The sequence below is a fragment of the Streptomyces sp. CA-250714 genome (assembly GCF_050936705.1).
GTDB lineage: Bacteria > Actinomycetota > Actinomycetes > Streptomycetales > Streptomycetaceae > Streptomyces.
Map to the genome: position 1 here is coordinate 1,852,351 of NZ_JBNJMI010000001.1, position 20,081 is coordinate 1,872,431.

The window sequence follows — 20,081 nt, forward strand, 5'->3', positions numbered from 1 at the left end:
GGGGGCCCCACCGGGCGTGTGAGCGCCGTGATTGGCTGTCCCCATGAGCGCGACCGTGGACGTCACCACCTGGTATCTGGAGCAGACCTCGGCCACAGAGCTGGTGCCCGCGCGGCAGCCCGCTGACGGGGCCGGGGTCGGCGTCGAGCGGGCCGAGGTGCCCAGCCCGGAGTTCAGCCGGTTCCTGTACGCCTCGGTCGGCGCCGACAACACCTGGGTGGACCGGCTGCCGTGGACGTACGACCAGTGGCAGCGCTTCCTGGAGCGTCCGGGCATCGAGACATGGGTGGCGTACGAGCGGGGCACGCCCGCCGGGTTCATCGAACTCGACGGTGCGAGCAAGCCGGGCGAGGTGGAGATCAGCTACTTCGGGCTGCTCCCCGCCTTCCGCGGTCGCGGCATCGGCGGCCATCTGCTCAGCTACGGCACCGCACGCGCCTGGGACCTCGCCGACCGCCGGCCGGGCCTCCCGGCGACCTCGCGGGTGTGGCTGCACACCTGCTCCCTGGACGGCGCCCATGCCCGCGCCAACTACGAGCGGCGCGGCTTCCGCGTCTACCGCGAGGAGACGAAGCCGGAGCCGGTCGTCCAGCAGCCGGGCCCCTGGCCGGGAGCCTGAGAAGACCGAGCCGGGGAAGACGGAGCCTGAGAAGTGAGCATGCGGGGGAGCACACCGAAGGAGCGCGGCTACGGGCGCTCGGTGCTGGTCGGCACGGCCACGCTGATGTGCGGGTTCATGGTGCTGTGGGCCGTGTACTCCTACGTGGCGTACGCGATGGAGAACCCGGGCGGCCTCTATCTCAGCCCGCTGCTCGTCTTCGCGCTGCCGCCGTTCGTCCTGGTGTGCCTGCTGATCACGGTGTGCTTCGCGCTGCCGTCGCTGGCCGTCGCGGAGGTGGTGGGCCGCGAGTCCTGGCCGTGGATCCTGCTGATCGCGACCGGTATCGCGGCCGTGCCGTTCGGCCTCCTCGGCGGGCTGATTGCGGGGACGACGGGCGCTGTGGTGGCCGTTCTGGTCGGCGGCTGTCTGCTCGGCAGCGCGGCGCTTGCGGGCCGGGCGGCCCGCCGCCGGGTGCGCACCATGAGCGCCTGGCGGGCACTGGGCCGCACCTTCGGGGCGGGAGCGCTGGTCTTCGGTCTCACGCTCGCGCTCGGATACGGGGTGTACGCGGTCGGGCTGGTCACGCCCTACTCCCCACCGCGGCTGGACTCCCGGAACCTCTACGGCAACTGGTCGGACGACGCGGGCGGCCTGCTGAGACTGACCCCCGACGGCCGCGCACTGGCTTTTGGGCTCTCCCTCCGCGGCGACGAGATCGTTGGGGAAGCGGATGCGGCCGAGGAGGAGGAGAAGGTCTGCGGCGGCAGCGGCACCTGGTCCCTGGAGCGCGCCCCCGACCCTCGCGACCAAGTGATCCGGATCTCCATCGACGGCTGCTCGGCGAGCGAGGAGTGGTGGGTGCTCGGTACGGTGGACCGCCCGAAGCTGTACCAGTTCCGGGGCGACCCGGACTCCGGCGATATGCATGTGCTCCGGAAGCAGTGACCTGGCTCACTCCCCGGCGGGCCCTCCCACCATGCCGTCCCACGATGCGAGCAACAATTGTCCGCAATATGGATGGCAGTGGACTGACATCCGACGCCCGTGCGACGCTTCCGTCATGTCTCGCGCTGGAATCGCCTTGGTGAGTCGACGTCACGTCGACCTCGTTCGCGTGTCCAGCGCCATCTGTCCGGCGAGCTGACAGTCACAGCACCGCCGTTCTGACACCCCCTCCTGACGTCCTCCGACGCCGACCCAGCCCCGCCGAGCCGCGGCCACCGCCCTCACCGTCGCGGGCGAGCCACCGGAACCGGCGCCGAAACCCCTGCGTACGGGCACCCCAGCCGCTCCACGTGGCCGGACCGCCCGGCGCGTCCCGACCGCACTCGTCCCACGCGTGCCCGCGCCCCCTGCCCGAAGGATCTCCGCCATGGCCGACACCTCCGAGCGCCCCGCAGCCCCCGCCCGCCGCAAGGCGGGACGCCACCGCGGCGAAGGGCAGTGGGCCGCTGGTCACTTCACGCCGCTCAACGGCAACGAGCAGACCAAGAAGGACGACGACGGTCTCAACGTTCGGACACGCATTGAGACGATCTACGCCCAGCGCGGGTTCGAGTCCATCGACGGTGCCGATCTGCGCGGCCGGATGCGCTGGTGGGGCCTGTACACCCAGCGCAAGCCCGGCATCAGCGGCGGCAAGACCGCGGTGCTGGAGCCGGAGGAGCTGGACGACGAGTACTTCATGCTCCGCGTCCGCATCGACGGCGGCCGGCTGACCACCGAGCAGCTGCGGGTCATCGGGGACATCTCCCAGGAGTTCGCCCGCGGCACCGCCGACATCACCGACCGGCAGAACGTGCAGTTCCACTGGATCCGCATCGAGGACATGCCGGAGATCTGGCGGCGGCTGGAGGGCGTGGGGCTGTCCACCACCGAAGCCTGCGGCGACACCCCGAGGGTCATCCTCGGCTCGCCGGTGGCGGGTATCGCGGCGGACGAGATCATCGACGGCACCCCCGCCATCGAGGAGATCAACCGCCGCGTCGTCGGCAACCCCGCGTACTCCAACCTGCCCCGCAAGTTCAAGACGGCCGTCTCCGGCTCACCGCTGCTGGACGTCGCCCACGAGATCAACGACGTGGCGTTCGTCGGCGTGGAGCACCCCGAGCACGGTCCCGGCTTCGACGTATGGGTGGGCGGCGCGCTGTCCACCAACCCGAAGCTGGGGGTGCGGCTGGGCGCCTGGGTGCCGCTGGAGGAGGTCGCCGACGTCCACGAGGGCGTCACCGGCATCTTCCGTGACTACGGCTACCGGCGGCTGCGCACCCGCGCCCGGCTGAAGTTCCTCGTCGCCGACTGGGGCCCGGAGAAGTTCCGGCAGGTGCTGGAGGACGAGTACCTCCATCGGAAGCTGATCGACGGCCCTGCGCCCCAGCAGCCGGCCCGGCAGTGGCGCGACCACATCGGTGTGCACGAGCAGAAGGACGGCCGCTACTACGTGGGCTTCGCGCCGCGGGTGGGCCGGGTCGACGGCGCGACGCTCAGCAAGATCGCCGACTTGGCGGAGGCCCATGGATCGGGGCGCGTACGCACCACCGTCGAGCAGAAGATGCTGGTGCTCGACGTCGAGCAGGACCAGGTGGAGTCGCTGACCGAGGGCCTGGAGGCGCTCGATCTGACGACCAGGCCCTCCGTCTTCCGGCGCGGGACGATGGCGTGCACGGGCATCGAGTTCTGCAAGCTGGCCATCGTGGAGACCAAGGGCCGCGGCTCCTGGCTGATCGACGAACTGGAGCGCAGGCTCCCCGGCTTCGACCAGCCCGTCACCATCAACCTCAACGGCTGCCCCAACTCCTGCGCCCGCATCCAGGTCGCGGACATCGGGCTCAAGGGCCAGCTGGTCACCGACGCCGACGGCAACCAGGTCGAGGGCTTCCAGGTGCATCTGGGCGGCTCGCTGGGCATGGAGCCCGGCTTCGGCCGCAAGGTACGCGGGCTGAAGGTGACCGCCAAAGAGCTTCCCGACTACATCGAACGTGTGCTGCGCGCCTTCCAGGCCCAGCGCGAGGACGGCGAACGGTTCGCCCAGTGGGCAGCCAGGGCCGCGGAGAGTGATCTCAAGTGAGTGAGCGTGCCGCGCCGTTCTACTGCCCGTACTGCGGTGACGAGGATCTGCGCCCCAGTGAGGAAGGGACGCCTCCGGGGCAGGGGGCGGCGTGGGAGTGCGTCGCCTGCAACCGGGCGTTCCGGCTGAAGTTCCTCGGGCTGCTGGCCTCCGGGCTGCGGGCGGCACACTCCGACGGAGAGGACCCCACCTCATGAGCACCGCACACATAACGGAGCAGCGCTCTCCCGAAGAGCTGAGGTCACTGGCCGAGCAGGCGGGGCGGGACTTCGAGGAGGCCGACGCGCTCGACGTACTGCGCTGGGCCGCCGAGACGTTCGGGCACCGGTTCTGCGTCACCTCCTCCATGGAGGACGCCGTGGTCGCGCATCTGGCCTCCCGGGTCTTCCCCGGCGTCCGCGTGGTCTTCCTCGACACCGGCTACCACTTCCCGGAGACCATCGGCACCCGGGACGCCGTCGAGGCCGTGCTGGACGTGGAGGTCATCACCCTCACGCCCCGCCAGACGGTCGCCCAGCAGGACGCCCAGTACGGCCCCAAGCTGCACGACCGCGACCCCGATCTGTGCTGCGCGCTGCGCAAGGTGCAGCCGCTCGAGGAGGGGCTGCGCGAGTACGACGCATGGGCCACCGGGCTGCGCCGCGAGGAGTCCCCGACCCGGGCGAACACCCCGGTGGTCGGCTGGGACGAGAAGCGGCAGAAGGTCAAGGTCTCCCCCATCGCCCGCTGGACCCAGCAGGACGTGGAGGACTACATCTCCGAGCACGGCGTGCTGACCAACCCGCTGCTGTCCGACGGCTACGCCTCCATCGGCTGCGCGCCCTGCACCCGCCGAGTACTGGCGGGTGAGGACGTACGCGCCGGGCGCTGGGCCGGCAGCGGCAAGACCGAGTGCGGGCTACACCTGTGACAACCGGGGTAAATCGATCGAAACGGACGAGTAGGGGAGACCGATGAGCGGGGCACGCGGCGCCACCGTATGGCTGACCGGCCTGCCGAGCGCGGGCAAGACGACGATCGCCACGGCGCTCGCCGAGCAGCTGCGCGGCGAGGGGCACCGTACCGAGGTGCTGGACGGGGACGAGATCCGTACCTTCCTCTCGGCCGGCCTCGGTTTCTCCCGTACCGACCGCGACACCAATGTGCGGCGCATCGGCTTCGTCTCCGAACTGCTGGCCTCGCACGGTGTGATCGTGCTGGTGCCGGTCATCGCGCCGTACGCCGACAGCCGCGAGGCGGTCCGCAAGCGCCACATGGCCGAGGGCACCCCCTATCTGGAGGTGCATGTGGCGACGCCGGTCGAGGTGTGCTCGCAGCGGGACGTGAAGGGCCTGTACGCGAAGCAGGCCGCAGGCGAACTGACGGGACTGACGGGTGTCGACGACCCGTACGAGGAGCCGGCCGACCCGGATCTGCGGCTCCAGACCCACGGGCGTGACGTGGCCGAATCCGCCGCGGCGCTGCACACCTTGCTGAAGGAGAGGGGACTGCTATGACCACGGCGGTGACCGCACCGGAGGAGACCGACAACCCGTTCGCGCTGACGCATCTGGACGCGCTGGAGTCGGAGGCGGTGCACATCTTCCGCGAGGTCGCGGGAGAGTTCGAGCGCCCGGTGATCCTCTTCTCCGGCGGCAAGGACTCCATCGTGATGCTGCATCTGGCGCTGAAGGCGTTCGCCCCGGCGCCGCTGCCCTTCGGGCTGCTGCACGTGGACACCGGGCACAACTTCCCCGAGGTGCTGCGGTACCGGGACGAGACGGTGGCCGAGCACGGGCTGCGGCTGTATGTGGCCTCGGTGCAGCAGTACATCGACAACGGCACGCTCCGCGAGCGCCCCGACGGCACCCGCAACCCGTTGCAGACGCTGCCGCTGCTGGAGGCCATCAACGAGCACCGGTTCGACGCGGTGTTCGGCGGCGGCCGCCGGGACGAGGAGAAGGCGCGGGCCAAGGAGCGGGTGTTCTCGCTACGGGACGAGTTCGGCGGCTGGGACCCGCGCCGGCAGCGCCCCGAGCTGTGGCAGCTCTACAACGGGCGGCACGCACCCGGCGAGCATGTGCGGGTCTTCCCGCTGTCGAACTGGACCGAGCTGGACGTGTGGCAGTACATCGCGCGGGAGAAGATCGAACTCCCCTCGATCTACTACGCGCACCAGCGGGAGGTCTTCTCCCGCTCCGGCATGTGGCTGGCCCCCGGCGAGTGGGGCGGCCCCAAGGACGGTGAGCGGGTGGAGTCCCGTCTGGTGCGCTACCGCACCGTCGGCGACATGTCCTGCACCGGCGCCGTGGACTCGGACGCGGACACCGTGGAGAAGGTGATCGCGGAGATCGCGGCCTCCCGGCTGACCGAACGCGGCGCCACCCGGGCCGACGACAAGCTCTCCGAGGCCGCGATGGAAGACCGCAAGCGGGAAGGCTACTTCTAGAGATGAGCACGACAGCCGAGACAACCGAAGCGCTGGCGGCCACCTCACTGCTGCGGTTCGCCACCGCCGGAAGCGTCGACGACGGCAAGTCCACCCTGGTGGGCCGACTGCTGCACGACTCCAAGTCGGTACTGACCGACCAGCTCGAAGCCGTTTCGCGGGCCTCACAGGCACGCGGCCAGGAGGCGCCCGACCTGGCGCTGCTCACCGACGGCCTGCGCGCGGAGCGCGAGCAGGGCATCACCATCGATGTGGCATACCGCTACTTCGCCACGCCCAGGCGGCGGTTCATCCTGGCGGACACGCCGGGGCATGTGCAGTACACCCGCAACATGGTCACCGGCGCCTCCACGGCGGAGCTGGCCGTCGTCCTGGTGGACGCCCGCAACGGCGTCGTCGAGCAGACCCGCCGGCACGCCGCCGTCGCCGCGCTGCTGCGCGTCCCGCACGTGGTGCTGGCCGTCAACAAGATGGACCTGGTGGACTACGCCGAGGACGTCTTCGCCGCGATCGCGGACGAGTTCTCCGGCTACGCCACCTCGCTGGGCGTGCCCGAGGTGACCGCCATCCCGATCTCCGCCCTGGAGGGCGACAATGTGGTCACCCCCTCCGCGCACATGGACTGGTACAGCGGGCCGACCGTCCTGGAACACCTGGAGACGGTTCCGGTCACCCACGACCCGACCGACGACCCGGCCCGCTTCCCCGTCCAGTACGTCATCCGGCCGCAGACCCCCGAACACCCCGACTACCGTGGTTACGCGGGCCAGTTGGCGTCCGGCGTGCTGCGCGTGGGCGACCGCGTCACCGTCCACCCGTCCGGCCGCTCCAGCACCGTCGAGGCGATCGACGCGCTCGGCCAGTCCGTGGACGTGGCCTGGGCGCCGCAGTCGATCACCGTACGGCTCGCCGACGACCTGGACATCTCGCGCGGCGATCTGATCGCGCCCGCCGACGCCTCGGTACGGCCCAGCCAGGACCTGACCGCGACGGTCTGCCATCTGCACGACCGGCCGCTCAAGCCCGGCGACCGGGTGCTGCTCAAGCACACCACCCGTACCGTCAAGGCCATCGTCAAGGAGATCCCCTCCCGGCTGACCCTGGCCGACCTCTCGCACCACCCGGCGCCCGGCGAGCTGGCCGCCAACGACATCGGCCGCGTCGTCCTGCGCACCGCCGAGCCGCTGCCCGTCGACCCGTACGCGAGCTCGCGGCGCACCGGCTCCTTCCTGCTGATCGACCCGGCCGACGGCAGCACCCTGACGGCCGGTATGGCAGGCGAGGCGTTCGCCGGTGCCGAGGTGCCCACCGCCGAGGTGTCCGACGACGACGGCTGGGACTTCTAGACCCATGGGCATCCCAGGAGAGGTCTTCTCGACCTTCGACCAGACCGGTGGCCGCATCGGCAGCGGCGCACGCGGCAGCGGCCAGGGCGGAGTGGGGCGATGCCGGCGGTGACGAGCGTGCGTCCGTACGCGCTGTCCCCGTCCGCGTTCCCCTTCCCTTCCGAGAGGACCTCTCCGTGCCCCGTATCCCAGCGTCCGCCCGCTCCCGTACCGTTCTCGGCTCCCTTGTGTTCGTACCGCTGCTGCTGGCCGCCGCCGGCTGCGGCTACGGGTCCAAGGCCGTCGAGAGCGGCGACCCGAAGGCGGCGGGCGGCAAGAAGGTCGACGGCCTCGACGAGGTGAAGGTCGGCTACTTCCCCAACGTCACCCACGCCACCCCCCTCGTCGGGCTGCGCTCGGGCGGCCAGATCCCCCAGGAGCTGGGCGGTACGAAGGTCAGGACGCAGGTCTTCAACGCGGGCCCGTCCGCGATCGAAGCGCTCAACGCCAAGGCCGTGGACATGACCTGGGTGGGCCCCTCCCCCGCCATCAACGGCTACCTCAAGTCCGGCGGGAAGAACCTGCGGATCGTCGCGGGCGCCACCTCGGGCGGTGCCTCCCTGGTCGTGAACCCGAAGAAGGTCAAGTCCCTCGACGATCTCAAGGGCAAGCGCATCGCCACTCCGCAGCTGGGCAACACCCAGGACGTCGCCCTGCTCCACTACCTCAAGGGCAAGGGCCTCAAGGTCGCGCCCGAGACCGGCAAGGGCGCCACCTCGGTGCTGCGGCAGGACAACAAGGAGATCCCCACCACCTTCCAGCAGGGCGGCATCGACGGCGCCTGGGTGCCGGAGCCGACGGCGTCCAACCTCGCCGGCAAGGGCGGCAAGGTCCTGCTGAACGAGAAGAAGCTGTGGAAGGACGGAAAGTTCGTCACCACCAACCTGGTGGTGCGGCAGGACTTCCTCAAGAAGCACCCCGACGCCGTCGAGGCGGTGCTGCGGGGGTCGGTGAAGACCAACGCATGGATCCGGTCGCACCCCGGCCAGGCGAAGCAGCACATCAACGAGGCGCTCCAGCGGGACGCGGGCAAGCCCCTGCCCCAGAAGGTGCTGAACGCGGCGTTCGCCCAGATCGAGGTGACGGACGATCCCCTGGCCTCGACGCTGCGGAAGCAGGCCGACCACGCGGCCTCCGTGGGGCTGTTGAAGAAGCCCCGCCTCGCCGGGATCTACGACCTGACCCCGCTCAACCGGGTCCTCAAGAGCGAGGGCCGCCCCGCCGTGTCCGACGCCGGACTGGGCCGGAAGTGAACCGCTCACGACCCTCGCAGGAGGTGAACCAGTGACCGCGACCACGACAGCACGTACCGCGGCCCGCATCGCGAACGTCTCCAAGACGTTCGGCCGGCAGCAGGTGCTGGACGACATCAGCATCGACGTCGCCGAAGGCGAGTTCGTCACCCTGCTCGGCGCCTCGGGCTGCGGCAAGAGCACGCTGCTCAACCTCGTAGCGGGTCTCGACTCGCCCACCGACGGCACCATCGAGGTGCCCGGTGGCCGCCCGGCGCTGATGTTCCAGGAGCATGCGCTGTTCCCCTGGCTGACGGCGGGCAAGAACATCGAGCTGGCCCTCAAGATGCGCGGCATGCCCAAGGCGGAGCGCCCGACGGAGGCCGAGCGCCTGCTGGAGCTGGTACGGCTCAAGGGCGCGTACCGCAAGCGGGTGCACGAGTTGTCCGGCGGCATGCGGCAGCGGGTCGCGCTGGCCCGCGCGCTGGCGCAGGACAGTCAACTGCTGCTGATGGACGAGCCGTTCGCCGCGCTCGACGCCATCACCCGGGATGTCCTGCACGAGGAGCTGACCCGCATCTGGACGGAGACGAACGTCGCCGTCCTGTTCGTCACGCACAACGTCCGGGAGGCCGTACGCCTGGCCGAGCGCGTGGTGCTGCTGTCCTCCAGGCCCGGGCGGATCGCCCGGGAGTGGGAGGTCGGCATCCCGCATCCGCGCCGGATCGAGGACGCGGACGTGGCCGGGCTGTCCGTCGAGATCACCGAACAGCTCCGGGGGGAGATCCGCCGCCATGGCCAGCACTGAGACACAGCCGAAGACCGAGGACGAGCTGGTGGCGAAGGACGCCACAGCCACCACGACCACCACAGCCGCCGTCGCCGACCGGAAGACCGACCCGGGCGACCTCGCCGGTCTGGAGGCGGGCCTCGACGCGCTCGACACCCGTACCTCGGACCGCACACCCCTCCCGGTGCTGCTGCGCCGCAAGGCGCTGCCGCCGCTGATCGCCGTCGTCCTCGTACTCGGGCTGTGGCAGGCCGCCTTCGCGCTGAACCTGAAGCCGGACTACCAGCTGCCGAGCCCGCTGATGGTGTGGGACGCGCTGGCCGAGGAGTGGTACAAGGGCACGATCCTCAGCATCATCTGGCAGAGCGTGTCGCGTGGTGCGCTGGGCTTTGTCGTTGCGCTGCTGATCGGTACGCCGCTGGGGCTGCTGGTGGCGCGGGTGCGGCCGGTGCGGGCCGCGATCGGCCCGATCCTGTCGGGGCTGCAGTCGCTGCCGTCGGTGGCCTGGGTGCCCGCGGCGATCATCTGGTTCGGGCTGACGGACGCGACGATCTACGCCGTGGTGCTGCTCGGCGCCGTCCCCTCGATCGCCAACGGGCTGGTCGCGGGCGTCGACCGGATCGACCCGCTGCATCTGCGCGCCGGAAAGGTGATCGGCGCGACGGGGCTGAGCGGCGTCCGGCACGTTCTGCTGCCCGCCGCGCTGCCGGGCTATATCGCGGGGCTCAAGCAGGGCTGGGCGTTCTCCTGGCGGTCCCTGATGGCGGCCGAACTCATCGCGACCTCCCCCGAGCTCGGCGCCGGTCTGGGCCAGCTGCTGGAGACGGGGCGCTCCTACCAGGACATGCCGCTGGTGCTCGGAGCGATCCTGCTCATCCTGCTGGTGGGCATCGGCATCGAACTGCTCATCTTCGCGCCCGTCGAGCGGCGTGTGCTGCGGCACCGGGGGCTGCTGCGCTGATGCCCGGCACACTGCCCGATTCCGCCCCGGCCCTGCTGCTCGTCGCGCACGGCAGCAGGGACCCCCGGCATGCCGCGACGGTCACAGCCCTCACCACCCGGGTACGGCGACTGCTGCCGGGTGTCCGGGTGGCGGCGGGCTATCTGGACTTCGACGCGCCCTCGGTGCACGGGGCGCTGGAACGGCTGTGCGCGGCCGGGGCACGCGAGGTCGTCGCCGTCCCGCTGCTGCTCACCCGGGCCTTCCACGCGAAGACCGACATCCCGGGTGTGCTGGCCGAGGCGACGTCGGCGCTGCCGGACCTGACCGTCCGGCAGGCCCACGTGCTGGGCCCGCATCCCTTGCTGACCGCCGCACTTCAGCGGCGGCTGCGCGGCGCCGGGCTGGCTCCCGGCGACGCGCCCTCGACCGGCGTCGTCCTGGCGGCCGCCGGTTCCTCGGACCCGGAGGCGAGCGCAGTGATCGCTGATATCGCGCGGGAGTGGCGGCGTACCACCGGTTGGTGTGCCGTGCGGCCTGCGTTCGCCTCCGCTGCCCCGCCCCGTACGGCGGACGCCGTACGGGCCCTGCGCGCCGCCGGTGCCCGCCGGGTGGCCGTCGCCCCGTACGTGCTGGCCCCCGGCCGGCTCCCCGACCGCATCGCGGCCGGAGCCCACGAGGCCGGCGCCGACGTACTGGCCCCGGTCCTGGGCCCGGCCCCCGAGGTGGCCCGCGTAGTGCTGGAGCGCTACACCGCCGCCGCGTACGCTTTCCCGGCCGGAGGTTGGATGAGGGACCCGGCCCGACGGGCGGCGGCCTGAGGCCGCACCGGCTGGCGCACCGAAGGGGCGCGGGGAACTGCGCGCCCAGCCACAACGCAACCCGCAGCCTGCGGACGGCAGACAGGGGCACCCCCTCCGCAGGGGGCACCCCCAACTCAGCCGGCCCTAGGGGACGTACTTGTAGCCGACGCGGCGAACCGTCACGATCCGTCCGCGATGTCGCGCCCCCAGCTTGCGCCGCAACCGCGCGACGTGGACATCCACGGTGCGCCCGTCACCGATGTGGTGGCCGTACCCCCACACTGTGGCGACGAGCCGTTCCCGCGTGTGCACCCGCTGCGGGTGCTCCGCGAAGTGGGCCAGCAGCTCGAACTCCAGGTAGGTGAGCTCCACTTCGGCACCGTCGACATGGACGGTGCGCCGCTCGCGGTCGATGTGCACCCCCTCCCCCGCTGGCCCGGCGGTGACGGGCAGCCGCAGGACGCGCGGCGGGGTCTCCGCGGTGTCGGGGAGGTGGCCGGAGAGGGCGAGGGCGTCGGTCGAGGTACTCATCAGGCGACCGCCGCCGGGGTGTAGTGGCCGGCGTCGTCGCCCTCGACGACGCTGCTGGGCTCGCCGTCGATGCCCACGGGAACGTCACCCGCGACGGTCACCCGGTGCAGGCGCCGGGGCAGGTCGCCGTAGTCGTCGGGGGCGTAGTGCTGGGTGGTGCGGTTGTCGAACAGCACCAGATCGCCCGGCGCCCACGTCCACCGCACGATGTTCTCCGGGCGGGTCACATACGCCTGGAGGATGCGGAGCAGATCGCGCGACTCGTCGGCGTTCAGCCCGACGATGCGCTGGGCGAACCCGCCGATGAACAGGACACGTTCGCCGGTCTCGGGGTGGACGCGGACGACCGGGTGCTCGGTCTGCCAGCGGCGCGAGGTGAACACCTTGCGCCGCTCGGCCGCGGCCTGGTTCTTAGGCTCGGCGTAGTCGTAGTCGTTGGTGTGCACGGCCCGCAGCCGGTCGGCCAGCTCGCGCAGCGGCTGGGGCAGATCGGCGTACGCGGCGGCCGTGTTGGCGATCAGCGTGTTGCCGCCGTAGGGCGGTACGACGAGGCTGCGCAGGGTGCTGGCCTTGGGCGGGGTGCGGACGAAGGTGACGTCGGTGTGCCAGTGGTTGGCGCGTACGCCTTCGTCGCCGTCGACGGGCAGGATGTCCGGCTGCCCCTCGACGGACGGCACCGTTGGATGGGCGCGGGTCAGCTCGCCGAACAGCCCGGCGAAGCGCAACTGATCGGAGTCGTCGAGATTCTGGTCGCGGAAGAAGAGCGCCTTGTGGGTGAGGAGCGCGTCGTTGAGCTCGTCGACGAGGCGGGGGTCGAGCTGCTCGGACAGGTCGACGCCGAGGATCTCCGCGCCGATGCGGCCGCCGACGCGACGGATGTCGAAGCTGGTCATGGTGGTGTTCCTTTCATCAGGGGTGGGTCAGGCAGTGGTGCGCCAGGAGGTGAAGCGGCGCTCCAGGGCGACGAGGAGCTGGTTGAAGGCCACGCCGAGCGCCGAGACGGTGAGGATGCCGGCGTACATCTGCGGGATGGCGAAGTTGAACTGCGAGTTGTTGATGAGGAAGCCGAGCCCGGCCTTGGCGCCCACCATCTCGGCGGCGACGAGCACCAGGACGGCGACGCCGCCGGCGAGCCGGATCCCGGTGAAGACGGCGGGTACGGAGGCGGGCAGGATCACCTTTTGGAACAGCTGCCAGGGCGGCAGGTCCACACTGCGGGCGAGCTTGAGCAGCGTGGGGTCGACGGTCCGGACGGCGCTGATGGTGTTGAGCAGCACCGGCCAGGTGCACGCGTAGAGGACGATCGAGATCTTCGACGTCTCCCCGATGCCGAGCAGCAGCACGAAGACGGGCAGCAGCGCGAGCGCCGCGGTGTTGCGGAAGACTTCCAGCACGGGCCCGAGGAGGTCGGCGACGGGCTTGTACCAGCCGATGAGCAGCCCCAGCGGTACGGCGAGCGCGACGGCGAGCCCGAACCCGGTCAGCGAGCGCACCAGGCTGGCCCGCGCGTCGTCCAGCAGCTGTCCGTCGGCCAGCAGTTCCCACCAGGCGGCGGCGACCTCGGAGAACGGCGGCAGGAACACCCGGTCGGCGAGGCCCACCCGGGGCGCGATCTCCCACAGGGCGAGCAGCACCAGGATCGCCGCCGTACGGGTCAGTGCTGCCCGTCCGAGGCCCAGCGCGCGGCGCCACACCGGCTCCCCGGGCGGCTGGCCGGGCGGTGCTGCCGGTGCCGCGGCGGAGTCGGGGGCGGTGCCGGCTGGGGTGGTGAGGGTGGCACTCATGCGGCGGCCTCCTTCCACTCCAGCTCCGCCCGCTCCAGCTCCTGCGCACGGCTGACCTCGTCGTGCAGCAGTTCCCAGACGCGGTGCCGGTAGCCGGCGAACTCGGGGCTGGAGCGCGGGTCGTCGGCCCCGGTGCGGGAACCGAGGTCGATGGGCACGCTCTCCTTGACCCGGCCGGGCCGGGAGGTCAGTACGGTGACGCGCCGGCCGAGCAGCACGGCCTCGTCGATGCTGTGGGTGATGAACACGACGGTCTTGCCGGTGCGCTGCCAGATGCGCAGCAGCTCGTCCTGCAGGGACTCCCGGGTCTGCGCGTCGAGCGCCCCGAACGGCTCGTCCATGAGCAGCACGTCGGGGTCGTAGGCGAGGCTGCGGGCGATGGCGACGCGCTGGCGCATACCGCCCGACAGTTCGTGCGGGTGCCGGTCGGCGAAGCCGTCCAGGCCGACGAGGGAGAGGAACTCGGCTGCCCGCGCGGCCCGTTCGCGGCGCGGCACCCCGGCTGCTTCCAGGCCGAACTCGACGTTGCCGCGCGCGGTACGCCATGGCAGCAGCGCGTACTGCTGGAAGACGGTGCCCCGGTCGCGGCCGGGCCCTGTGACGGGCTTCCCGTCGAGCAGGACGCGGCCCGTGGTGGGCCGGGTGAGGCCGCCCAGCAGGTCGAGGAGGGTGGACTTTCCGCAGCCGCTGGGGCCGACGAGGACGCTGAACTCGCCCGGCGCGATGTCCAGAGTGATGTCCTGGAGTGCGGTGAAGCTGCCCGTTGCACCGCGTGCGGCGCGGACGGGGAAGGTCTTGCCGACGTTCTCGAAGCGGATCGTGGGTATTTCGGGCGCGGTCGTCGTCATGGTCAGCTCCCGGAGCGGTCGCGGGCGGGCTTGGGGGCGTCGGCGTGGGCCTTGTTGAAACGGTTCGTGTAGACGTCGGGCAGGTGCACGCGGTCGGCCTTGATATCGCCGCGCCGCTCCAGCCAGCGCGCCCACACGGACAGTTCGTCCGGCGCGATGCGGCCCGTCGGATCGGCCACCCCGTACGAGCGCCAGTAGCGCAGCGGTGCGGTGTCCTCGCTGCGGTTGCGGCGCCGCACGACGCGCACCATGCGGTCGACGACCTCCTCGCGCGGGGTGCGCCGCGACCAGTCCAGCGCGCGTCCGACCCCGGTGACGAAGGCGCGGGCCTCGCGCGGGTGCTGCTCCAGATAGCGCTCGGCCATCACATAGGTGCCCGCGCTGAAGGTGCCGAGCAGGCGGTGGTCGTCGGTGAGAGCGCGGATGCCGCCGTGTTCCAGGGCCTTGTCGCGAAGGATGTCGCCGAGGACGGCGACATCGATGTGCCCCTGGCGCAGCGACTGCTCGGTGTTGACGGGCGGCAGGGCGATCCGTTCGACCTGGTCGGCCTCCTCGGGGCTGAGCCCCTCGCGCTGGAGGTAGGTGTCGAGCACCGCCTCGGCGTGTGCGCCGAGGGTGTTCATCGCCACTCGCTTGCCGATCAGGTCCCTTGCGGTGCGCAGGGGGCTGTTCTCGCGTACGTAGAAGCCGCTGAAGCGCTCCTTGTCGACGCCGTAGTAGCTGATGACCGCCTTCACCGGCGCCTTGGCCGCGGCCATCTTGACGACGGCGCCGTTGAAGGCGCCGCCGAAGTCGGTGTCCCCGGCGGCGGCTGCCTGGATGTCCTGCGGGCCGCTGGTGGTGTTGCCGACCCATTTGAGGCTGAGGCCGTCCAGATAGCCGAGGTCTGCGGCGAGCTCGGCCGGGGTGACGGTACCGGCCCAGCCCTGGTGGCGGATGGTGTCGGCCGGGACCCCTTCTCTGCCGGAGGCCCGGCCGCAGCCGACTGCGGTGGTGGCCGCGAGTGTGGTCAGGCCGGTGAGGGCGAGGAATTCCCGCCTGCGGAAATGACGAGGACGCACGGGTGCCTTCCGTTGCACGGCCCGGGCGCGACGCAGTGTGGACAGGTCGGACCCGGGGATTCCGCGGGCGCGCCCGGCCGTGCCGTACGAGGGCTGGAAGCCTCAGGGCTTCAAGACGTCAAGGCGCGGGGGAAATGCGGGGCTGCTGCTGCCGCGGAGTGGAAAAGGTGAGCTGTGGGGCGCGCGTCAGGCGCGGCCGGGGGCACAGAGGGCGCTGGCGTGACGTCGCAGATCGACGTGCAGGCGCGCGACGAGATTCCGGTACTGGCTCACGGTATGGGAGCTTGCCAGCCGGATCTTGGTGGCGTCAACGGCTGGATTGTTAAGCCCGTGTGAAGCGCGTCCAGGGAAGCGTGTCCAGGACTGTGCCGGGGGCCCGACGGGCCGCACGGAACAGAGCCGACGGGCCGCACCGCACACGGCCGACGGGCTTCCCCGGACACGAAAAGGCCCGCCGTGCCCCGTGGGGGGAGGGCACGGCGGGCTTGGTGGTGCGCTTACCCGGAAATCCGGGGTTACGCACGGATGAGGGTCAGAAATGACCGTGAATGAGCGTCACTTGACCACACGGAGGAGCTTGTTCGGCGTCCCCTTGGTCGGGTTGGCGATCACGCCCGCGGTGGCACCCTTGGTGAGCGCGGCGGCCACCTGGGCCGGCTTGGCGGTCTTGTGGCCGCTCAGATAGACGGCCGCAGCACCGGCGACATGCGGGGAGGCCATGGAGGTGCCGGACATCGTGGCGATGCCGTGGTCGCTCTTGTTGCCGGCCGAGACGATGTCCACCCCGGGCGCGTACAGGTCCACGCGCTTGCCGTAGTTGGAGAAGGCCGCCTGCCGGTCCTTGCGGTCGGACGCGGCGACGGTGAGCGCGTCAGGGACCCGCGCCGGTGAGGCATTGCCGGCGTCGGCGCTCTCGTTGCCGGCCGAGACGGCGTAGCTGACGCCCGAGGCGATGGACCGCTTCACGGCGGCGTCCAGCGCGGCGTCCTTGTTGCCGCCGAGGCTCATATTGGCGACCGAGGGGCCCTTGTGGTGCTTGGTGACCCAGTCGACGCCCGCGACAGCGAGCGCGGTGGTGCCGGAGCCCTTGTTGTCCAGCACCCGCACGGCCACGACCTTCGCCTTCTTGGCGACGCCGTACTTGGTGCCCGCGATGGTGCCCGCGACATGCGTGCCGTGGCCGTGGCCGTCCTGCGCCGTCTTGTCCTTGTCGACCGCGTCGTAGCCGTAGGAGGCCCGGCCGCCGAAGTCGTCGTGGCTGATGCGCACGCCGGTGTCGATGACGTACGCCGTCACGCCCGCGCCCGCGCCGGCCGGGTAGGTGTACTTCCGGTTCAGCTTGCTCGACTTCTGGTCGATCCGGTCCAGGCCCCAGTTGGGCGGGTTGGTCTGGGTGCCGGTGGTGGAGATCCGCTGGTTCTGGTAGACCTGCGCGACCTGGTCGTCGGCGGCCATCCTGCGGGCTTCCTCGGCGGACATGCCGGTGGCGTTGAAGCCGTTGACGGCCGACTTGTAGGTGCGGCTGACCTCGCCGCCGTACTCCTCGGCGAGGTCCTTTCCGGCACTGTCAGCGCTGACCGAGGCGCTGCTGCCGTCCTTGAGGAGGACGATGTAGCTGCCCTTGACGGCGTCGTCGGAGCCGGCGCCGATGACGGTGCCCTCGGCCGGTGCGGCGCCCGCCGGGAGGGTGAGGAGCGTCGCGCCACCCGCGACGGCGACTGCCGCGCCGATCGCGAGGGCTATCCGGCGTTTGTTGTTACGGGCCACGTGGGTTGCCATGGGCGGGGGTGCCTCTCCTGGTGGGTGGTGGGGATGTGCGCCCGGCCCTGAGCACTGTCAGGGCCGGGCGGGTTGTTACCTGGGGACGCGCAGCAGCTTGTTGGGCGTACCGGTGCCCGGGTTGGCGATGACGCCCTTGGTGGCACCGGCGGTCAGCGCCTTGGCGACCTGCGCCGGGGTGGCCGTCTTGTGCGTGCTCAGATAGAGCGCGGCGGCGCCGGAGACGTGCGGGGCTGCCATGGAGGTGCCCCACATGGTCCACCAGGCGGTGTTGCTCTTGTTGCTGGCCGAGACGATGTCCTTGCCGGGCGCGTACAGGTCCACGGCCTTCCCGTAGTTGGAGAAGCTCGCCCGCCGGTCCCGCTGGTCGCTCGCCGCGACGGTGATGGCCTGGGTCACCCGGGCCGGGGAGGCGGCGGAGGCGTTGCCGCTCTCGTTGCCCGCCGAGACGACGCAGGTGATGTTGGCGGCGATGGCCCGCTTGACGGCCTCGTCCAGCGCGTAGTCCTTGAAGCCGCCGACGCTCATATTGGCCACGGCGGGGCCGCCCTTGGCCTTGTGGTGCTTGATCATCCAGTCGATGCCCGCGACGGCGTCGGCCGTGGTGCCGCTGTTGTCGTTGCCGAGGATGCGCACGGCGACGACCTTGGCCTTTTTGGCGATGCCGTACTTGGTGCCCGCGATGGTGCCGGAGACATGCGTGCCGTGGTTGGCGCCGTCCTGCGCGACGCTGTCGCCGTCCACGATGTCCTTGCCGTTGACGGCGCGGCCCCCGAAGTCCTTGTGGCTGACCCGCACCCCGCTGTCGATGACGTACGCCGTCACACCCGCGCCGGCGCTGTTGGGGTAGGAGTACTTCTTGTTGAGCGACTTCGACGCCTGGTCCACTCGGTCCTGGCCCCAGGAGGGCGGCCTGCTCTGGGTGGCGTGCGCGCGGATCTCGCGGGCCTGGACGACCTTCGCCACCTTGTCGTCCGCCGCCAGCCGCCGGGCCTCCTGGGCGCTGAGCCCCTTGGCGGAGTAGCCGTTGAGCGCGGAGTGGTAGGTGTGCTCGACCTTGCCGCCGTACTCCTCGGTGAGGCTCTTGGCCTCGGTGGCGGCCCGGACGCCGGTGCCCTTGGCGGGGGCGCCCTTGAGCAGCACGATGTAGTCGCCCTTGACCGCGCCCTTCGCGCCGGCGCCGAGGACGGTGCCCTCGGCGGGCGAGGCGCCCGCCGGGAGGGTCAGCAGTGTGGCTCCTCCCGCGACTGCGATTGCGGCGCCGATTGCGAGAGATATCCGGCGTTTGGTGTGGCGTGCCCCGTGTTGTGCCATGCCGAGGAAGTCCTCCGAGGTGTGCGGTCGAGCGATCCAGATGTGGATCGTTCGAAACCCTGTCGGATTGCACGGTGTGGCTCAAGGGACTTGGGGGACTGTGACAGACGCGACACAATGCGGTGACGGGCCCGGCCGGGCAGTTATGACACCGGCCGCGAGTCCGCCCAGAACGCCTCGAACTCCTCCCGGTACACCGGAAAGAGCGCTCCCTCCCCCTCGTCGCGGACCGCCGACGGCACCGACGACACCGTTCGGCCGGGGCCGCGCAGCACGAAGACGGGCGTCTCCATCCCCCGCGCACCGCGCAGATACGACTGGACGACGGCGAGCCCGTCCGGCCCGTCCCCGTCGACCATGTACGCGGTGAACCGCGGGATCTCGTCGAAGACGTGGATCTCGAAGGCCGCCTGGTCCCGCAGCCGCGAGCGCACCCGCCGCATATGGAGGATGTTGGTCTCCACCGAGCGGGCCAGCTCGCCCTTCTTCAGCCCCAGCTCGCGCTCCCGCCGCTTGACCGCGCTGCTGGCCGGGTTCAGGAACAGCAGCCGCACCCGGCAGCCCGCCTCCGCGAGCCGCACCAGACGCCGGCCGCTGTAGTTCTGCACCAGCAGATTGAGCCCGATCCCCAGGGCGTCCAGCCGCCGCGCCCCGCCGAACAGATCCTCCGCGGGAAGCTGCCGCTGGAGCCGTACGCGGTCGGCGTGCACACCGACCACATCGGCGAACCGGTCCCCGACCAGCTCCTCGACGGCGTCGACCGGCAGCCGCCCGGCCGCGGCCACCCCCTCTGGTGCCGCGCCCAGCACCTCCAGCAGCCGTCGGCACATCCGCTCGGCCTGCGCGAGCACCGTCTCGGACAGCGCACGGTTGCGCGCCACGGCGCTGCGGGCCACCTCCAGCTCGTCCAGCGCCAGTTCCACCTCGCGGCGGTCGTCGAAGTACGGCTCGAAGCACGGCCAGTGCTGCACCATGAGCTCGCGCAGCTGCGGCAGCGTCAGAAAGGAGATGAGGGTGTCGTCGGCGGGGTCGAGGAGATACCCCTTGCGGCGGCTGACCTCGCGTACGGCCACGGCCCGCTGCACCCACTCCTGCCCGGCGGGCCCGGCAGCGGCGATCACCCACTCCTCGCCGTGCACCGGTTCGTAGATCGGCCGCAGTACGGCCGCGACGACGGCCCGCATCCGCTGTTCGACCAGGTTCAGCCAGACGTACGCGCGCCCGGCGCGCTGTGCCCTGGTGCGCACCTCGGCCCAGTCGTCCTCGCCCCAGCCCACGTCCGCGCCGATCTCCATGGGGCGGGCCAGCGGCACCGCACCGGGGTGGTGCCCGGCCTCCCCGAGTCTGCGGCCGGGTGGTCCCCCCACGCCGAGCCCGCCTGTCGGATCGTCCGCCGTTCCGGCCTCTCCGGCGGTGCCGCCGCCGTCCGGCCCCTCGCCGCCGTCGCCTGGGGGGAGTTCAAGCCCTCCCGCACCCAACTGTGCACCGCCTTCCACTCCCCGTGCCGGCCCCCGCTGT

At 71.3% G+C, this 20,081-nt stretch carries 21 protein-coding genes and 1 pseudogene; 13 read left to right on the plus strand and 9 right to left on the minus strand.

What is annotated here, in order from left to right; translation table 11 throughout:
- Positions 1-43: 43 nt before the first annotated feature.
- The 13 genes from ACQEU8_RS08300 (at position 44) to ACQEU8_RS08360 (ending at position 11,264) form a co-directional block, all read left to right on the plus strand.
- Entirely contained in the window at positions 44-619 is a 576-nt protein-coding gene (locus ACQEU8_RS08300; protein WP_433098409.1) for a GNAT family N-acetyltransferase, read from the plus strand.
- A 39-nt stretch (positions 620-658) separates the two neighbouring features.
- Positions 659-1,546, plus strand: coding sequence for a hypothetical protein (locus ACQEU8_RS08305; RefSeq protein WP_433098411.1), 888 nt, complete (start codon positions 659-661; stop codon positions 1,544-1,546).
- 115 nt (positions 1,547-1,661) lie between these two features.
- A complete protein-coding gene (locus tag ACQEU8_RS08310) occupies positions 1,662-1,745 on the plus strand; it encodes a putative leader peptide (protein WP_344569275.1) in 84 nt (27 codons plus the stop codon).
- A gap of 228 nt (positions 1,746-1,973) precedes the next feature.
- Entirely contained in the window at positions 1,974-3,668 is a 1,695-nt protein-coding gene (locus ACQEU8_RS08315; protein WP_433098413.1) for a nitrite/sulfite reductase, read from the plus strand.
- Positions 3,665-3,865: a hypothetical protein gene (locus ACQEU8_RS08320; protein WP_433098415.1), complete on the plus strand. Its 201-nt coding sequence runs from the start codon at positions 3,665-3,667 to the stop codon at positions 3,863-3,865. The genes ACQEU8_RS08315 and ACQEU8_RS08320 overlap by 4 nt, the downstream gene beginning before the upstream one ends.
- The gene (locus tag ACQEU8_RS08325) at positions 3,862-4,578 is read left to right on the plus strand and encodes a phosphoadenylyl-sulfate reductase (RefSeq protein ID WP_433098417.1); all 717 of its coding nucleotides are present in this window, start codon (positions 3,862-3,864) and stop codon (positions 4,576-4,578) included. Before ACQEU8_RS08320 ends, ACQEU8_RS08325 begins: the two co-directional genes overlap by 4 nt.
- A 43-nt stretch (positions 4,579-4,621) precedes the next feature.
- Positions 4,622-5,164, plus strand: a complete 543-nt coding sequence (cysC, locus tag ACQEU8_RS08330) for an adenylyl-sulfate kinase (protein ID WP_433098419.1) — start codon at positions 4,622-4,624, stop codon at positions 5,162-5,164.
- Positions 5,161-6,096, plus strand: coding sequence for a sulfate adenylyltransferase subunit CysD (cysD, locus tag ACQEU8_RS08335; RefSeq protein ID WP_433098421.1), 936 nt, complete (start codon positions 5,161-5,163; stop codon positions 6,094-6,096). The genes cysC and cysD overlap by 4 nt, the downstream gene beginning before the upstream one ends.
- A gap of 2 nt (positions 6,097-6,098) precedes the next feature.
- On the plus strand, positions 6,099-7,442 hold the full coding sequence (locus ACQEU8_RS08340; RefSeq protein ID WP_433098423.1) for a sulfate adenylyltransferase subunit 1: 1,344 nt from the start codon (positions 6,099-6,101) through the stop codon (positions 7,440-7,442).
- A 185-nt stretch (positions 7,443-7,627) separates the two neighbouring features.
- Positions 7,628-8,734, plus strand: a complete 1,107-nt coding sequence (locus ACQEU8_RS08345) for an ABC transporter substrate-binding protein (protein ID WP_433102231.1) — start codon at positions 7,628-7,630, stop codon at positions 8,732-8,734.
- A gap of 31 nt (positions 8,735-8,765) precedes the next feature.
- The gene (locus tag ACQEU8_RS08350) at positions 8,766-9,521 is read left to right on the plus strand and encodes an ABC transporter ATP-binding protein (RefSeq protein WP_433098425.1); all 756 of its coding nucleotides are present in this window, start codon (positions 8,766-8,768) and stop codon (positions 9,519-9,521) included.
- Complete coding sequence (locus ACQEU8_RS08355) at positions 9,508-10,464, plus strand: ABC transporter permease (RefSeq protein ID WP_433098427.1); 957 nt, start codon at positions 9,508-9,510, stop codon at positions 10,462-10,464. The genes ACQEU8_RS08350 and ACQEU8_RS08355 overlap by 14 nt, the downstream gene beginning before the upstream one ends.
- On the plus strand, positions 10,464-11,264 hold the full coding sequence (locus ACQEU8_RS08360; RefSeq protein ID WP_433098429.1) for a sirohydrochlorin chelatase: 801 nt from the start codon (positions 10,464-10,466) through the stop codon (positions 11,262-11,264). The genes ACQEU8_RS08355 and ACQEU8_RS08360 overlap by 1 nt, the downstream gene beginning before the upstream one ends.
- A 126-nt stretch (positions 11,265-11,390) precedes the next feature.
- On the opposite strand, the pseudogene ACQEU8_RS08365 reads toward ACQEU8_RS08360, so the two are convergent.
- The 9 genes and pseudogenes from ACQEU8_RS08365 to ACQEU8_RS08405 all read right to left on the minus strand — a co-directional run.
- A pseudogene (locus ACQEU8_RS08365) lies at positions 11,391-11,756 on the minus strand (winged helix-turn-helix domain-containing protein); the annotation flags it as partial.
- A 20-nt stretch (positions 11,757-11,776) separates the two neighbouring features.
- Positions 11,777-12,670, minus strand: a complete 894-nt coding sequence (locus ACQEU8_RS08370) for a TauD/TfdA dioxygenase family protein (protein ID WP_433098431.1) — start codon at positions 12,668-12,670, stop codon at positions 11,777-11,779.
- A gap of 27 nt (positions 12,671-12,697) precedes the next feature.
- Complete coding sequence (locus tag ACQEU8_RS08375; protein ID WP_433098433.1) at positions 12,698-13,561, minus strand: ABC transporter permease; 864 nt, start codon at positions 13,559-13,561, stop codon at positions 12,698-12,700.
- Positions 13,558-14,409, minus strand: a complete 852-nt coding sequence (locus ACQEU8_RS08380; RefSeq protein ID WP_433098434.1) for an ABC transporter ATP-binding protein — start codon at positions 14,407-14,409, stop codon at positions 13,558-13,560. Before ACQEU8_RS08380 ends, ACQEU8_RS08375 begins: the two co-directional genes overlap by 4 nt.
- 2 nt (positions 14,410-14,411) lie before the next feature.
- The gene (locus ACQEU8_RS08385) at positions 14,412-15,470 is read right to left on the minus strand and encodes an ABC transporter substrate-binding protein (RefSeq protein WP_433098436.1); all 1,059 of its coding nucleotides are present in this window, start codon (positions 15,468-15,470) and stop codon (positions 14,412-14,414) included.
- 186 nt (positions 15,471-15,656) lie between these two features.
- The gene (locus ACQEU8_RS08390; RefSeq protein WP_433102233.1) at positions 15,657-15,713 is read right to left on the minus strand and encodes a hypothetical protein; all 57 of its coding nucleotides are present in this window, start codon (positions 15,711-15,713) and stop codon (positions 15,657-15,659) included.
- Between the two features lie 312 nt (positions 15,714-16,025).
- Positions 16,026-17,249, minus strand: a complete 1,224-nt coding sequence (locus ACQEU8_RS08395; protein WP_433098438.1) for a S8 family serine peptidase — start codon at positions 17,247-17,249, stop codon at positions 16,026-16,028.
- 75 nt (positions 17,250-17,324) lie between these two features.
- A complete protein-coding gene (locus ACQEU8_RS08400) occupies positions 17,325-18,563 on the minus strand; it encodes a S8 family peptidase (protein ID WP_433098440.1) in 1,239 nt (412 codons plus the stop codon).
- A gap of 143 nt (positions 18,564-18,706) precedes the next feature.
- The gene (locus tag ACQEU8_RS08405; protein WP_433098442.1) at positions 18,707-20,041 is read right to left on the minus strand and encodes an SAV2148 family HEPN domain-containing protein; all 1,335 of its coding nucleotides are present in this window, start codon (positions 20,039-20,041) and stop codon (positions 18,707-18,709) included.
- Positions 20,042-20,081 lie beyond the last annotated feature (40 nt).